Genomic DNA, 14,303 nt, shown 5'->3' with positions numbered 1-14,303 from the left:
ACAAACATTCTACGACTTATAAATCGTATATATTTCAATATTAAGATTATTCTAAATTTAAATCTAATTTAATTTGAGCTAAATACTTTGCAATAGTTTTATGAGACATCCTCTTATCCAACTCTTTTAATACTTGTACAATATGTCTGATAGAAAAATTAGGATTTGGTTCTCTCTCCACTATATGTTTAAGCACCTTTTTAAGTTTATTTTGTGCAGTTACAGATCTTTTTATATTAGCTTGTGCTGTCAGTTCTTTCCTTTCTTTTAATGGCATTGCTCTCTTTGTGACACCTGACTTATGACCACCATAAGCTTTCTTTTGTTTTATTATTTTTTCAAACATTGGAGAATCTTTATATTCATCCAGAATTTCCTGAAATACACCTATTTCAAATATATTGCCACTAAGATAAAAGGCATTTTGTAAAAAATTACTATATGTTTTTGTTTCGTTGTACTTATCAACAGTTAGATCCCAGTTTGCTTCCAAACTATGAGTTAATGCTGTCCTAACATCTTTGAAGTAGTTATACTTTTTTAAACGTTTTATTTGTAATGTTGTTGGAGCATTTGGGAAAAAATAGCATGCAAGAACTTTATACTCTTCTATTGCTATGAGTGTAGGTTCTAAGCCTATCTCTGACTCAATATACTCTCTTGTATATCTTATGTTTTCATTTTCTGATAGATTGGCTTGTATGTCAAACTCTAAAATCATCCAGCTTACTCTCTCTTTTGAGTTGAACTGAAAATTTGGAACATCTACTTTGTAATTAGGTGTGCCTGCTTTTAAGAGAACTGCTAAGTACTCTTTTTGCATATCTGCACTGTTTATAATTGATTCATCTATATGATTGAGTGTAAAAATATTTTTTACATTTTTGCTGTTAAAAACCTCTTTACCCATTTGAGATATATTAATAATTGAGTTATAAAAGTCTATCACCCTTCTTTTGCTCATTTTCATATTATTTATCTGCTGTTTAAGCGATATTTTTTCTTCTGTTGTATTCATACTATCCTCGTTAATCTAAATATATAGATTAGTTTTAAGGAAAAATTTTTGATTTTCATTTACTTTTGGTATTTGATGGAGATTTTTGACTTAAATCCTGTTGTATTTTTTAAGGATGACTTTTGATAGATGCAGTTATTATAGGGATATCTATATAAAATCTATCAAAATACATTTATGTATTTTTATCAAATATAATAATAACATTCATCTATCAAAAGTCATCCCTTGTAAAAGTAGATCTAATGAATAAAAAATAATAGATGAAAGAAATTTTATTTTCCATGTGTTCCACACATTGTTTAAAATATGGTTTGCTTACTTCTTTTTTTGTTCAAACTATCTTCTATATTTATCTTCATTTTTTAGACTTTTCATTTTATTTACCTTTGTTGCTTAAAACTATAAAGGAACAAAGGATAATAAATATATGAAAAAGATAAGTTTATGTAAAAATGAAGAGAGTATATACTCAAAGGATTGGTTTACAACAAGTATTGATAGTCAAAAAAAATTGATTGAAATAGTAAAAAACTATGCATACTCAAATGCCTGTTTTAAAGATAATAAACGTTCACAAAAAAATATTATTGGCTATCATCAACTGCTCATACTTGATATTGATAATGATGAAACAGATTTCACTATAGCAGGTTGTAAAAAAGTTTTAGACCAAAAAGGCATGCAAGCTCTCATAGTTCCAAGCAAAAGTCATTTAAAAAGTAAAAATGGATCAATCAAAGAGAGATATAGAGTGTTTTGTTATTTGGATCAGATAATCTCAGCAGATATATCAAAAGAGTTATATACAGAGATGATGGCCCTGATTGTAAAAGATCTTGATATGAATGCCTATATTGATACAAAAGCTCTCTTTGATCGGGCAAGATTTTACTATCCAACTCATAATTTAGAGGAAAAATATATCACCCGTATCCCAGGATCACTTATTCCACTTGACAAGTATCTTGATCAGGCAAAGAACAATATTCAAAACAATACACCAATAGTAAAAAAGAATAAAAAAACAAAAAAGAGCCACTCAGTGGATGCAAGTCTCAATCAAGAAAGTACTTATATAGCACCTTCTGTAAACTATACCATTGATAAAGGAATATATTCTTATGATATTGTTGCAATCTCCAAAGAATTGGACTATGAATCATTGATTCATGATTTGGAAGGTGTCTGCTTTACTGAATATGGCAATAAAGGTACTAAAATAAAAACAGATATGAGCAATACTTATCAACATTTCAGTGAATCCGGAGTTATCTATGATTTCAAAAAGGATGTCAGTTATCATCTTGTCAGTTACATTCAGGAGATAAAAGATTGCTCTCATACTGAGATACTTGAACTTCTAAAAGATTATGTTGATATTGAACAGTTTAAAAGTGTCTCTTCAAAATGGCAGAATGCTTTACTTGAAGCATTAAAAGTTGCAAAAAATAGACAGGAGTTTTTAGATAAACTTATCGAAAATATGAATTTTACTTTCATTAACATTCACAGAGATAAAGAGGACCTAATTTATGTTGCCGGTAAGCAGTATCATATTTCAGATTTTTTGCTTCAAAATTATAAAAGTAAGCAGGATATTATCAGACAATTTCAACATAATAGAGCTAAAAAGAAGTAAAAAAAAAGCAAACCATATTCTATACAACAGCGGTAGCCCTTTGTGATCTCTGTTGTATTTCACAATAACACTAAAATAGAGTATAATATTAACAATGAAATTAACTAGTAAATATAAAGGATAAGAAAATGGTTAAATATGCACAAAATGAATTATTCTCCATTACAGACTTTACAAAACAGATAGGAAGTGTAGTTAGTAGCATAAAAGCACATTCTCTTGAAAAGATAGGGATTCTTAAAAACAACAAGCTTGAAGCTGTTGTTATCTCAACAGATGAATATGAAAGGCTCAAAGCTCTTGAAGAGGCAATGGAACTTGCTGAACACAGTGAAATCTATAATATGATTGAGCAAAGAAAAGATACACCTCTCTCAGAGTATATATCTGAAGATGATATGGCTGCCAAATTTGGTATCAGCAAAAGTCAGCTATAAAAAATGTATAAGATTATTTACCATCCTCTTGTCGAAGAGGATCTCAAAAAACTCAACAACTCTGTTCGCATTGAAGTCTTTAAAAAATTAGAGAAGATAAAAGTCTCACCAGAACTTGGTCCACTTCTTGGCAATAAGAACAATCTGAATCTCTCAGGTTTGAGAAAAGTCTATGTTGCCAAAAAGCAGGTTCGTATAGTCTATGAGATTGTTGATGATATTTTAGTTGTCAAGGTTATAGCTATTGGCAAAAGAGAGGGAATGAAAGTATACACTGAAGCTCAAAAAAGAAGAGAATAATATATAAATATGTGCCTATAACAAGGCACATAGTAAATATTTTATAACTTTTAAAATCCATTGAAATTTATCTGAAGATATACCAGATTTAGTTGGTATCTCTTTAGACATAAATTTCAATCACTAAAATTTTAAAAAGTTGTCGAATGGTATCAGGTACCAAGTCCCTACTATAAAAATATTTATTTTTACGGAGGCTTAAATCTCCTTTTTATGCTTGATAAAATAATAAGTACATTTGTTCTATAAAGCATACTATGCAACCAATGGAGTTTCAAACTGCTCACCAGAGGAGCTTTTATTACTTCTTTTTGGAAGTTTTGTCATGCAAACTTCAACAGCCTTGGTTCTATCTTTTAAAACACCATTGGCATATGTTCTGATATTTTTACTATATCTATAGGAGTATCTTGTTGCAAAATTTTCAATTAATGGATTATGATTGTTGTAATAGATAAAGTCTGCCTGTATATTTTTCATTTTATTCAGCAGCTCTTTATGGTTAAAGTCTATTCCATAGGTAAAAGAGGAGCTGTTGTTTGATACTTTTTCAGAATATTCAATATAGGGAGGATCTATAAGTAGTAAAGCATCTGAACTGTTTTTATATTTTTTCAATAGTGTTTGATACTGTACAGACTTAAATGTAATCTTTGTACTTGTAAGTATCTTATGATAAAGAGCTACTTTGTTAATCAGTAGTTCTATATTGATAATTTTATAGGATGTCTCAAAAAAACAGGTTTTTGTTTTCATATCATAATCCAGCATGGCTCCGGTAGACTTGTGAATCAAAAAAAGGAATAAAGCTGCTCTTCTAGGTGACATTTTCTTTTGTAATTCAAGATCTTTAAATTCTTTTTCTATACTGATATGTAATTCACGAGCCTCTTCTCTGCTTACAGGTGCAAATTTTCCATATTTTTTATAGTAGTCAAGAGGGATGGAAGCTAAATGACGTTGTACTTGTTTTGATTTCCTCTGTATTTGTCTGTAAACATTGATAATGGACTTGTTGATATCATTGATTACAACTTCTTCAATACTGTTTTGCAGTAAAACAGGTAATACATTATATGTAGCACCCATACCACCGGCAAAAATATCTATAAATTTTGTATATTTTTTATTTTTAAATGCATTGATAGCTAATTGCTGCATATCTGTCTTGTTTACACCTTGCTTACCACCGGCATAAGGAAACAGTACAAATTTTTTAGTATTAGTGTCATCTGAAAAGCTGTCATAGTTTATGATTTCCAAATCTCTCTGCTTGAGAAAAATCTGCAGTTCTTTTTCATTCATACTTTTCAAAGATGCAAACAGATCTTTATCTTTTGAGTAGCTGATTAATGCCTGATTAACATACATATTTTTTGATACAAAGGGTTTGGTAATATTCTTTACAATTGTTTGAGAACTTCGTCTCAATTCCTCAGAGCGTATCTTTTTGATATTCTTTGTAATAATATCAGAAGAGATATTCTTCATACTTTTTAAAGTTTGTAGAAGACTCTTAGTTTTTTGCTCTGTTTTTCTTGATGAGCTTTTGAGAGATGTCGGCTTTATGTATAAAAGCAGATTTTCGATTATTGCTTCAAGTACAGAAATTGTAATAGAGTTACCAATTTGTTTTTTCTTCTGAGCATTTGAAACAGGAAATACAAAATCAGATGGAAATCCCTGGATTGCTGCCATCTCTTCGAGTGTCAGATATCGGAACAGTTTGTTTTTTGTATCATAGAACTTTGTCTTTGCAGATGAAGCAACTATACAGGGTGCAATACCCTCAGTAGAACATATACGTTGATCAGAAGCATATTTAATATGTGGAAGTTTCCAGAGTTTTATGATATCTGTAACTCTTTTTGCATTAAAAGGAACTCTCTTGGAAGCATCATATAAACAGCAAGAGTAGTTTTTGTTTATCTCTATATATTCATTTACAGACTTTCGATTGCTTTGAGGTTCTGGAAAATGATATCCATGCTGAATATCTTTTCTTATTGCTACAAGAAACAGTCTTTCTCTGTTTTGAGCAGAACCAAAGTGTTTGGAGTTTAATACCTGGTAGTAAATTTTGTAATCAAGTTCTTCAAATGCAGCCTTAATCACTTCAAAAGTATTACCCTTATCATGATTGATTATGCCTTTGACATTTTCAAAGATAATGTATTTAGGCTTGGTCTCTTTAACAATTTTTAAAGCATCAAATGTTAGGGTTCCTCTTGTGTCATTAAAACCACCTCTTTTTCCTTGCATACTGAATGATTGACAGGGTAGTGAGAGCACCAGCAAATCAACATAAGGCATTTTTGTAGAATCTAACTGCGTTAAATCCTTATAAGTGTGTTCAACAGTATGATTTGCCTCAAAAGTCTTGCGAGCAAATTTGTCTATCTCTACCATATATTTATTTATATGTGTAATACCTATATTTTTTAATGCCTGTTCAAATGCACCAATACCACTGCATATAGAGCCACAAGTGAGTATATTAGACTCATTAAGACTATTCTTGTATGAAGATAATCCTTTTATTGGATTTGGGTTAGTTTTTTTGATAAGATTTTTCATCTGATCTCCTTTTGTTATTGATAAAAAGGGTTATGACATTCATATCCGATTCATAAGTCGTATTTGAAAAAATAGGCTAGGAAATAATTTAAAAAAGAAGCTCTGTATGAAGAAAAAAACAATTGATAAAGCAGCAAAGAAAGAGATTGCACAAAATCTGGAACTATGTGGAAGTGATGAAGTTTATTATCAGGAGTTAAATAGGATATGTACAGAATATTCTGAGGCTGATGAACAAAAAATTGAACAATATCTACAAACACTAATAAAAGAGTCTGATGAAAATAAGGCACCATATAGAACAGGTATTCAAAATGTAAATTTTGCAATAATTGCTGTATTAGTTAGGCTTATTAACGAAACTAACTATCCAATTAAAACAGCAGATATCTATAAAATCAATACAGAGGAAATACATAAAATTGTTGAGACTCACATACAGCTACTTCAAACAATAAATGCTAAAAAAAGGAAAAATCTACAAGAAGAACTGCACTCTTTGCAAAGAGAAGATCCTCTAAAACACAAAGAAAAAATAAACTCATTGTCTAAGCATATTGAAAGGCTAAAAGATAGTAAAAAAAAGATAAAAATTTCAGTTTTTGCAAATGATGGTTCAACATACAAACCAAAGAGGGATGCTATAGAAAAAGCATTAAAATTTTTATCTGTGTACAATGTTGTCACATATGTTTCTCCTAATGCTTATAAACTAAATATGCAACATTGGTTTAATTACCAGAGATTTTCACTTAATAATACATATCTTTTGGTAGATCTCTTACCGCTGCTTGCTGCCTTTTTAAAATATAATGCACCTAATCGAGTTGATAATTTTTTAAGCCATATAGACAAGATAGTAGGTTTCACTCTGCAAGCTCCTAAAAATCATGCTGCTTTTGCCAATATAGAAAACTATATTATTAAAATACTTAGCGATGATACCTCCACTCTGAGTTTTAAACTTAATAAAACGAACAGTTCACTTAATAACAAGCTAGAATTTGAAAATGTTGACACCTTACAAATTCTATTTGAACAAGATAGAAAAAAGTATCTAAAATTTGAAGAGCATAACAAAAAATATCAAGTACGAATTGAAGATATTTTATATTTAAAAGTTCCAGATAAGACAGAAACTTCGGTATATTGGAAAGATACAAAGTGTTTCGTGATATTTAATGATATGTATGAACATAATCATAAGATATATCAAGACAGGAAAAAAGAGAAAATAAATGAAGGAAGTACTCATTACTACAAAGAAGATATTGAGGTTATTTTTGAAGCCAATACAAACATGAAAGATTTGTTTGATTTACATGTTTTAAAAAATACAGTGATGTATATAGAAGAAGCAGAAAAAGAGAGCTTTACAGCTGAAATCAAAGACAAAATTGATCTATCTAAAGATATAGACTTTCGAAATAAAATTTATATTACTGGAAAAGGATGTAAAGATGATATCTTAAGCTATGCTCAACGAAGTGGAACAGATATCAAGTTGTTATATCCCAAATATTTGGTTGCAGAGTTAAAAAAAATAATAAGAAAATGTGAATTGATGTATGAATGAGAATAAAATTGTAATGCTTTTACACAGATGAAGAAATTGTTGGCTGTTGTTCCTTAAAATAGAGTCTAACAAGGAACATTTATGAAAACAATTATTAAAAGCGAATTTATACATGACAATATGTATGACAAAGCATATGTAGCAAAACTTTCTATAGAAAAAAGTACAGGTAAACTCTCAAGAGTTTTTATACACAAAAAGAATATCCAAAGTAAGCCGTACAGTTTTTATTTTCAATGGGCCTTAACACAAGGTGGAGTCTATGAAAAAAAAGAACAACATCATTATCAAGGTCAAATAACAAGTTATTTTGCTGTTAATTATAATGGTGACATTATTAAACTGCGCAATAGAAAAATTGCACAGATTCTTTTAAAAAAAGGGATTAGAAGTTGGGGAAGAATTTCCCCACTAAGAATACAAATGTATAATTTGATGGCTAGAAAATCTTAAGATGCCATATCTAAAACTTTTATACCATAATTTCTAAGTTCACCCGTAGGTCCAACATATCGATATAGTGTTGGTCTGGTAACTCCAAGTTCTTTGCAAAGTTCAGAAACTGAAGTATCTCTATTTTTCATAGCCACCTGAGCAAGTCGCACTTGTGATTTTGTAAGTTGAAATTTTCGACCACCTGTACGACCACGGGCACGAGCAGATTTGATTCCAGCAACAGTGCGTTCACGGATGATAGATCTCTCATATTCTGCCAAAGCTCCAAAAATTGAAAAAATCATTTTTCCTGCAGGATTAGTAGTATCAATATTTACACCTGTACCTGATATGACCTTAAAGCCAATTCCTCTTGAAGTCAGATTATCGATTGTTTCGATTAAATGTTTTAAATTTCTACCAAGGCGATCAAGCTTCCATACAACCAATACATCATCTTTGCGTAATGCTTTTAAACATGCTTCAAGCCCAGGTCTCTCATTTTTTGATCCTGAGATTTTATCAGTATAGATATTTTCTTTGTTAACTCCGGATTCAACTAAAGCATCAATCTGTAAATCTAAGACCTGACTTCCATCTGATTTTGAAACTCTTGCATAACCTATCAACATTAAAATCCTTTAAAAATTAAGGTGTAAATTAAACCTTCGTTTGTGAAACACATCTCTCAGAGATCGTATTACAGGCCTTTTTTGTCAATTAACCCGTTTCACAATCTAAGTTTAGCGAACCCCTATTAGATCTAGATTAATTTACACATTTTTCATCAAATTTAACTGATATAAATATTTTAGAAAAACTATTGCTTAAAATAGATTTAAAAGAAAAGGATTAAAATGAAAAAACAACAAGATATAGAAAATGAAACAATAGAGTTGATAGTATCAGATATGAATAAACTTTCCAGTCACCAAAAATTCAGTATTGCACAGGCATTTAATGGCAAAAGTGAAATGCTTTTACAGGCATTAATAGATGACAATAGTACTTTGAGCTTTCCAAATGCCGAAGGTAAATTACAAGAAGTCAGTATTTTGGCAGTGCTGCTGGAGAATAAAAGTATCGTTGGAATTTTAAGAGATAAACTTATTCAAGCCTGTGCTGACAGTCAAGATCAAGAGGTGAAAATAAGATTGGCAAAAGATCCAAAAACACCTCTTGATATTCAAAAAAATCTTGCCAAGGATCCAAATGGGGATATACGTGTTGAGTTGGTTTGGAGAGACAAACCGGAAGCATCTATTTTAAAAAGTCTTGCACAAGATGAAAACTGGGCAGTCAGAAGAGAAGTAGCCAAATCAAAATATGCAACACCTGAAATCTTAGAACTTTTTATAAACGAAAAAGATGATGATGTTGTTTTGGAAGTTTTGCAAAATCCCAACTCAACAACTGATATAATCAACAAGTTTGCAGAAAAGTTTATTGAACAGGATGGTTGGATTGGAGAGAATGGAGATAAATTTGATACAGTTTGGAATCATAAATTTCTTACTTTAGCCGTTGATAAAATACTTGATAGTGATGAATTCATAAGAGACCATCCACTTCTACACTATATTGCTGATCATGATGAAGAGATGTATAGAGTTATATTGGCAAAAAGAGAAGATGTTCCGGTATCAATTTACAATAAACTTTACAGGGAAAGTGATGAAATAATATTTCCCTATTTGGCATTATCAAATTTATCCAATGAAGAGATGCTTCTTACAATGGCAGACAGTAAGAGTGCTCAACCTATGCTTCTTATGAGTCTTACTGACAGTTGGTATGATAAAGTAAAACTCCATGTCATAAAACATCCAAATACACCGGAGATAGCTCTGAAAAAACTCTCTTTCGATAAATCAAAAGAGGTGAGGAAATCTTCAAAAAATGCCCTTTCTGAACGGAAACAGCAAGCAAAAGCTCAAAATAATAACACTGATATTGAAAGTAGATAAAAGCCAATCTAAGCACTAACTTCAAACTGCTCTATAAGATTATTTACTCTATTTTTACATAGATACGGATAGTTTTTTAGAGCAGTCAAAGAGTGATAGTGTTAAAAATTCCGTGTCAACAAAACCTGTAAAATAAAACTTTTTGTGCCACAAGTTCTACTTTTATATTCTCAGAAAGCATCTATCACTCTATCAACCTTGCAACACTGCCGGAACACTTTTCACATTTACCAGTTAGAATCAACTCCTCTCCATCCATCTTTGCTTCAAAATCAACAATTTTGACGATAGCTTTACAGTGAGAGCAATATACATTTGAGAGTATTTTAGGTTTAACTTCATCAGGTATTTCATTGAATTTCTGCATCGCTTTTTTATCGAACTTTATCATGTAACATCCTAAGTATTTAATCTGTTGTTTATACCATATCTTCTATGTAATTTTCAACTTTCTCATTCCAATACCGAATATAAGATTCATATTGTTTTTTGCTTAAAAGATAGTTTGCTAACTGCTCACCTGAAACCTGATAAGAGTTTATATATGTTCGTCCATCATCAAGTGCTTTTTTCATACGATGATTGCCATCAATTATCTCATACCTATTGATTCTAATCTCTGCTTGAATAACTGGTGTACTTAAATCTACTGACTTTAAATGTTTTTTATTGATTGTACTAAAATCAGCTGAATGCTCTTCAAACCACTGTTTTAGATAAATTCTTTTCTGTTGAGCAATGAGTTTTTTAGATGAAATATCACTAATAATAGCAGAAATATTGAACTGTAAGAAACCTCCATAAACTTCTTCTGCCGGAATTGGTGAAGGTTCAAAATTTTTATTGAGTTTCAAGATTCTACTTTTTACCACCATTAAACTTTCAACATCTTTTTACGAAGTTGATGAAGAAATACTTTGAGCCTAATATAGTAAATATCTAAAAATTTCAAACTCTTCTCCTGATAGTAATTATGCATAATTATACTCCGTAAAGATTAAATACCTGATTTTATTTTACGAACAATAAAAGCCTTAACTTCAAAAATTTCAGCTATTGTAGTTATCGGTCCACTGGAATTATATATGTTCATATAGAGTGTTTCAGCATTGAGACCAAAAGGATCTTCCTTAACTGTTTTTTCAAGCTCTTTCTTTAAAGCATCATCCAAATCTTCAAACTTTTTCATATCTTCAAGTCCCCAAATTTAGTTGGTGTAAAATATAAATCTCTTTCAACATGCAGCCCCATATGTCCTCTGACCTGTTCAAGTTCATCCAAACTCACATACCCAAGTTCCTGATCCAAACCATCAACAAGAGCAAAAAAACTATTACTCTCTTGATCATACTCTAAAATGTACCAAGTCCAGTTTACATCAGTTAAAAAAAACTTGGCATATACCATTTTCTCTTCTAATTCAACATCCTCACTACTGTAAAAAGGTGGAATAATTTTTCTTAGTTTATCCGTTAATAACTGCATATTTATTCTCCGTTTAGATTAAGTCCATATCTGTTATCTCATTTGAGACTGACTCTTGTGAAAGTTTTATGTTGGTGTACAAAGCTTTAAATTTGGCAAAGCTGAAATATCTACTGCTTTTTTCACCATCAATTCCCAGCACTTTTAAAATTCTACGATGCACATTCTCCAAATCATTTGCATCTATCAAGTGAGCATTTCTTCTAACTGCTGCTTCTATTTTTTGATTATTAAAAATATATATCGGTGTGCAGGCTTCATCAAGTCTCCTGTCAATACTCTCACTCATTTTGCACATCCAAAAATTCACTGATCTCTCGTTCTCTTTTTTCTATGTAACTCATAAGTGAAGGTTTTGAAGTAACATTTTGTTTTCTGAGTTTGACAGAGTAGTTCTTAATTATTGTATCTATCATCTGTTTTGCATTCAGCTCTATATCTGCATCTCTTAGTTTCATAACAGTTATATTTCCATCTTTTGATTTAAGTTCAATAAGATTTTGCTGATAGAGATAGGGATTAAACTGCACTATTTTGTGCTGATCTTCTTTTGGAATACCAAGGTAATCGTAAAGTTTATTGATTTTGCAGTATTTTAAAACCGCTTCAAATACTGCATCATGATCAAGGAAGAATGGTTTTGCAATATATTTTCTATCGCTCTTTTTATAATAGTACTCAAATGTTTCCAGTTTGGATGTCTCAAAATCCTGGAAGTCCAGAGAATTTGCAAAAACATATGCAGAAGAGAGATTTTGAATAAGGGCATAAAACTGATCTGAACCAAGTTTGTTAATCATTAATTGATGGTTTTGAAAAGCCAGAAAAAGTTCAACTTTGGACTCACGCAGTACATCTGAATGCAGCGATCCAAAATCTTTATTTAAAACCCTCTGCGCTTCATCTATAAATATACTGACACCTCTAATCTCTTTTTGCTGAACTCTTTTTGAGAGTTCCTGAAGTATTGAAGAAGTCAATGTGGCAAGAGCAATATCTTGAAATTCTTGAGCATTGAGTATGACTACTTTACCTTGACTCAGACTATCTGCAATTTCAATACCGTTATAATCATTTATGCTTTTATTATTGGCAACAGATGCAAACGTTGTACTCATTGACAAAAGAATTGTCTGAATTGTTGTTGTCTGATTAGAAGCGTTCTTGGAGTCTGTAAATATCTGCAAAGATTTCTTCTGCTCATTGAGAATATTTTTAAAAGCTATGTTTTTTGAGACCAGCTCAAGATAACTCTCTTGTATACTCAAAGAGTCAATTTTCATAACAAGTTCGTGAATATTAGCTTCTATTATCGTACCAAAACGTTCATGAATTTTTTTTGTATTGCTTATAAAACGAACAATATTTTCATGAGAAGAGAGAACCTCTGCAATATCTGAAAAAGTCACCCTTGCAGGAAGTCTAAATCTTACAATTGCACTGTACAAGTTCTCCTGAATATTATAATCTTCAGTTGCTTTGATGACATCAATATAGGCTTTTATAATCTTCCATACAGAGATAACAAGGTTCGAAGCTGTGGTTGACCAGTAAGCATCTTTTTCATTCAGATTCATAATTCCTGTAACAAAATTGCCAAGCTCTTTTTCATTAAAGTATTGAATAAGATTGCAACTCTTACCCCATGGAATACCAAGCTCAATAATATCCTCTAATCTATTATGCTTGTCTGCTAAATATTTAACACTTGCATGCTCTTTGCCTTTATAGTCAAAGATTAAAACTCCATGACCTTTTGATAGTCTATCATCAAGATTTGGATAGACAAAAGAGGATGTTTTTCCACAGCCTGTTTGACCGACACAATAAGAATGTCTAAATGTATCATCAACAATCAGTGTATCTTTTTCTCTTTGTTTATTGGATGTTTTGTTCTGTAAAAAGCCCATTGTTGCCATAAAAAATACCTTTCAAATGGAGTAACTCTGACAATAAAGTCATCTGTGTATGTCACAGTGTTTTTGGAAATGTTTTAAGAGAGAGACCACCTTGTTTTTATATGAAGATTGTAGAAAAAGATTGCTCTTATTTAAGAGAAACAGCTACTTTTTTTAGATGCAATATTGTAGCGGAAGCATCCTCTACAGGGGCTTAGATCATCTTTTTTTTCAAAAGAATTTTATGGTTTAAAGAGCAAAAACATCTTTGGATTTTAGATGTAAAATATTCCAATTTATGTAAAAGTCACCATAAAAAAAGATGAAGAGTCTCAGAAAAAATCTTATCCCTTTTTACATTTTTTCAAGCATTTTTTGAGTTGCTTATTCCGGTAAAAAACAAGAGAGATTTTCTGATTCTCAACTCAAAAAATGATCTAAAAAACAAAGAACAGGAGTCATTTTTTGAATGAAAAACAGTCAATAATGGCTCATTTTTTGATGCGAATAAACTGCTGAAGAACTCATTTTTCATCTGAAAGTTCCTATATTTTTTGCTCAATAAACTCAAACAACAGTAAAAAAAATAGAGATAAATTACAATAGAAAAGAGTAAAAAAAGAAGTAAGCAAACCCTATTTTACAGAGTTTCGGAGAAAGAAGTACAAAATATTCTCTTTTTAAGTTGCAAAAAAACCATCTCATTTCATCTAAAAAAACAATTGTTTTACACTCCAATAAGATCAAAAAATGAATCCTGTTTACAGATGATTTTTGGATGAAAGTTCAAAATTTTTTTTGATGTAATGTTAGATCTTTTTTTGATACAGATTACAGATGAAAACTGATGCTTATTTAGTCCTTTTTACTCTAAAAAATGATCTAGAGTCCAGATATAAAAATGGAGTAATTTGAAAAGTTGAAAATTTCCTATAGATAATATAGTAATATATGCACATTTTTGAAGT

General features: G+C 30.6%; 15 protein-coding genes. 6 read left to right on the top strand and 9 right to left on the bottom strand.

All coding sequences use genetic code 11. The features are described from left to right. Positions 1 to 46: 46 nt before the first annotated feature. Positions 47 to 1,018: a hypothetical protein gene (locus tag ACM66U_RS03405; protein ID WP_418641135.1), complete on the bottom strand. Its 972-nt coding sequence runs from the start codon at positions 1,016 to 1,018 to the stop codon at positions 47 to 49. A 430-nt stretch (positions 1,019 to 1,448) separates the two neighbouring features. On the opposite strand from ACM66U_RS03405, the gene ACM66U_RS03400 reads away from it, so the two are divergent. The 3 genes from ACM66U_RS03400 to ACM66U_RS03390 all read left to right on the top strand — a co-directional run bounded on the left by ACM66U_RS03400 (position 1,449) and on the right by ACM66U_RS03390 (position 3,397). Next, a complete protein-coding gene (locus tag ACM66U_RS03400) occupies positions 1,449 to 2,660 on the top strand; it encodes a hypothetical protein (protein ID WP_418641134.1) in 1,212 nt (403 codons plus the stop codon). Between the two features lie 128 nt (positions 2,661 to 2,788). Continuing rightward, entirely contained in the window at positions 2,789 to 3,097 is a 309-nt protein-coding gene (locus ACM66U_RS03395; protein WP_346389515.1) for a hypothetical protein, read from the top strand. A 3-nt stretch (positions 3,098 to 3,100) separates the two neighbouring features. Then, complete coding sequence (locus ACM66U_RS03390) at positions 3,101 to 3,397, top strand: type II toxin-antitoxin system RelE family toxin (protein ID WP_346389514.1); 297 nt, start codon at positions 3,101 to 3,103, stop codon at positions 3,395 to 3,397. A gap of 255 nt (positions 3,398 to 3,652) precedes the next feature. On the opposite strand, the gene dcm is transcribed toward ACM66U_RS03390, so the two are convergent. Continuing rightward, positions 3,653 to 5,974 carry a DNA (cytosine-5-)-methyltransferase gene (gene dcm / locus ACM66U_RS03385; protein WP_346389513.1) on the bottom strand — a complete coding sequence of 774 codons (2,322 nt, stop codon included), beginning with the start codon at positions 5,972 to 5,974 and terminating at the stop codon, positions 3,653 to 3,655. Positions 5,975 to 6,080: 106 nt separating this feature from the next. On the opposite strand from dcm, the gene ACM66U_RS03380 reads away from it, so the two are divergent. Both ACM66U_RS03380 and ACM66U_RS03375 read left to right on the top strand, forming a co-directional pair. Then, positions 6,081 to 7,550: a hypothetical protein gene (locus ACM66U_RS03380; protein WP_346389512.1), complete on the top strand. Its 1,470-nt coding sequence runs from the start codon at positions 6,081 to 6,083 to the stop codon at positions 7,548 to 7,550. Positions 7,551 to 7,631: 81 nt separating this feature from the next. Continuing rightward, positions 7,632 to 8,003: a hypothetical protein gene (locus ACM66U_RS03375; protein ID WP_346389511.1), complete on the top strand. Its 372-nt coding sequence runs from the start codon at positions 7,632 to 7,634 to the stop codon at positions 8,001 to 8,003. Here ACM66U_RS03375 and ACM66U_RS03370 read toward each other — a convergent pair. Beyond that, a complete protein-coding gene (locus tag ACM66U_RS03370; RefSeq protein WP_346389510.1) occupies positions 8,000 to 8,617 on the bottom strand; it encodes a recombinase family protein in 618 nt (205 codons plus the stop codon). The genes ACM66U_RS03375 and ACM66U_RS03370 overlap by 4 nt on opposite strands. A gap of 225 nt (positions 8,618 to 8,842) precedes the next feature. Between ACM66U_RS03370 and ACM66U_RS03365 the strand changes: the two genes are divergently transcribed. After that, a complete protein-coding gene (locus tag ACM66U_RS03365; RefSeq protein ID WP_418641133.1) occupies positions 8,843 to 9,952 on the top strand; it encodes a HEAT repeat domain-containing protein in 1,110 nt (369 codons plus the stop codon). Between the two features lie 184 nt (positions 9,953 to 10,136). On the opposite strand, the gene ACM66U_RS03360 is transcribed toward ACM66U_RS03365, so the two are convergent. The 6 genes from ACM66U_RS03360 to ACM66U_RS03335 form a co-directional block, all read right to left on the bottom strand. Next, positions 10,137 to 10,343 (bottom strand): hypothetical protein, encoded by a 207-nt coding sequence (locus tag ACM66U_RS03360; RefSeq protein WP_346389508.1) that lies wholly within the window; start codon positions 10,341 to 10,343, stop codon positions 10,137 to 10,139. Between the two features lie 28 nt (positions 10,344 to 10,371). Next, positions 10,372 to 10,806: a hypothetical protein gene (locus ACM66U_RS03355; protein WP_346389507.1), complete on the bottom strand. Its 435-nt coding sequence runs from the start codon at positions 10,804 to 10,806 to the stop codon at positions 10,372 to 10,374. A gap of 143 nt (positions 10,807 to 10,949) precedes the next feature. Next, on the bottom strand, positions 10,950 to 11,141 hold the full coding sequence (locus ACM66U_RS03350) for a hypothetical protein (protein ID WP_346389506.1): 192 nt from the start codon (positions 11,139 to 11,141) through the stop codon (positions 10,950 to 10,952). Beyond that, positions 11,138 to 11,437, bottom strand: a complete 300-nt coding sequence (locus ACM66U_RS03345; RefSeq protein WP_346389505.1) for a DUF2958 domain-containing protein — start codon at positions 11,435 to 11,437, stop codon at positions 11,138 to 11,140. The genes ACM66U_RS03350 and ACM66U_RS03345 overlap by 4 nt, the downstream gene beginning before the upstream one ends. A 13-nt stretch (positions 11,438 to 11,450) precedes the next feature. Further along, a complete protein-coding gene (locus ACM66U_RS03340) occupies positions 11,451 to 11,726 on the bottom strand; it encodes a hypothetical protein (RefSeq protein WP_346389504.1) in 276 nt (91 codons plus the stop codon). Further along, the gene (locus ACM66U_RS03335; RefSeq protein WP_346389503.1) at positions 11,719 to 13,356 is read right to left on the bottom strand and encodes a hypothetical protein; all 1,638 of its coding nucleotides are present in this window, start codon (positions 13,354 to 13,356) and stop codon (positions 11,719 to 11,721) included. Before ACM66U_RS03335 ends, ACM66U_RS03340 begins: the two co-directional genes overlap by 8 nt. Between the last annotated feature and the right edge of the window lie 947 nt (positions 13,357 to 14,303).

Source organism: Sulfurimonas sp. ST-27 (assembly GCF_048081595.1).
Classification (GTDB): domain Bacteria; phylum Campylobacterota; class Campylobacteria; order Campylobacterales; family Sulfurimonadaceae; genus Sulfurimonas; species Sulfurimonas hydrogeniphila.
Note: the sequence above shows the minus strand (reverse complement) of the source record. Positions and strands in the feature narration are given on the sequence as shown.

Coding starts and splice junctions, on each gene's coding strand:
- ACM66U_RS03395 (WP_346389515.1), top strand. CDS start 2,789: ATGGTTAAATATGCACAAAATGAATTATTCTCCATTACAGACTTTACA.
- ACM66U_RS03375 (WP_346389511.1), top strand. CDS start 7,632: ATGAAAACAATTATTAAAAGCGAATTTATACATGACAATATGTATGAC.
- ACM66U_RS03390 (WP_346389514.1), top strand. CDS start 3,101: ATGTATAAGATTATTTACCATCCTCTTGTCGAAGAGGATCTCAAAAAA.
- ACM66U_RS03380 (WP_346389512.1), top strand. CDS start 6,081: ATGAAGAAAAAAACAATTGATAAAGCAGCAAAGAAAGAGATTGCACAA.
- ACM66U_RS03365 (WP_418641133.1), top strand. CDS start 8,843: ATGAAAAAACAACAAGATATAGAAAATGAAACAATAGAGTTGATAGTA.
- ACM66U_RS03405 (WP_418641135.1), bottom strand. CDS start 1,018: ATGAATACAACAGAAGAAAAAATATCGCTTAAACAGCAGATAAATAAT.
- ACM66U_RS03370 (WP_346389510.1), bottom strand. CDS start 8,617: ATGTTGATAGGTTATGCAAGAGTTTCAAAATCAGATGGAAGTCAGGTC.
- ACM66U_RS03400 (WP_418641134.1), top strand. CDS start 1,449: ATGAAAAAGATAAGTTTATGTAAAAATGAAGAGAGTATATACTCAAAG.
- ACM66U_RS03360 (WP_346389508.1), bottom strand. CDS start 10,343: ATGATAAAGTTCGATAAAAAAGCGATGCAGAAATTCAATGAAATACCT.
- dcm (WP_346389513.1), bottom strand. CDS start 5,974: ATGAAAAATCTTATCAAAAAAACTAACCCAAATCCAATAAAAGGATTA.
- ACM66U_RS03345 (WP_346389505.1), bottom strand. CDS start 11,437: ATGCAGTTATTAACGGATAAACTAAGAAAAATTATTCCACCTTTTTAC.
- ACM66U_RS03340 (WP_346389504.1), bottom strand. CDS start 11,726: ATGAGTGAGAGTATTGACAGGAGACTTGATGAAGCCTGCACACCGATA.
- ACM66U_RS03335 (WP_346389503.1), bottom strand. CDS start 13,356: ATGGCAACAATGGGCTTTTTACAGAACAAAACATCCAATAAACAAAGA.
- ACM66U_RS03350 (WP_346389506.1), bottom strand. CDS start 11,141: ATGAAAAAGTTTGAAGATTTGGATGATGCTTTAAAGAAAGAGCTTGAA.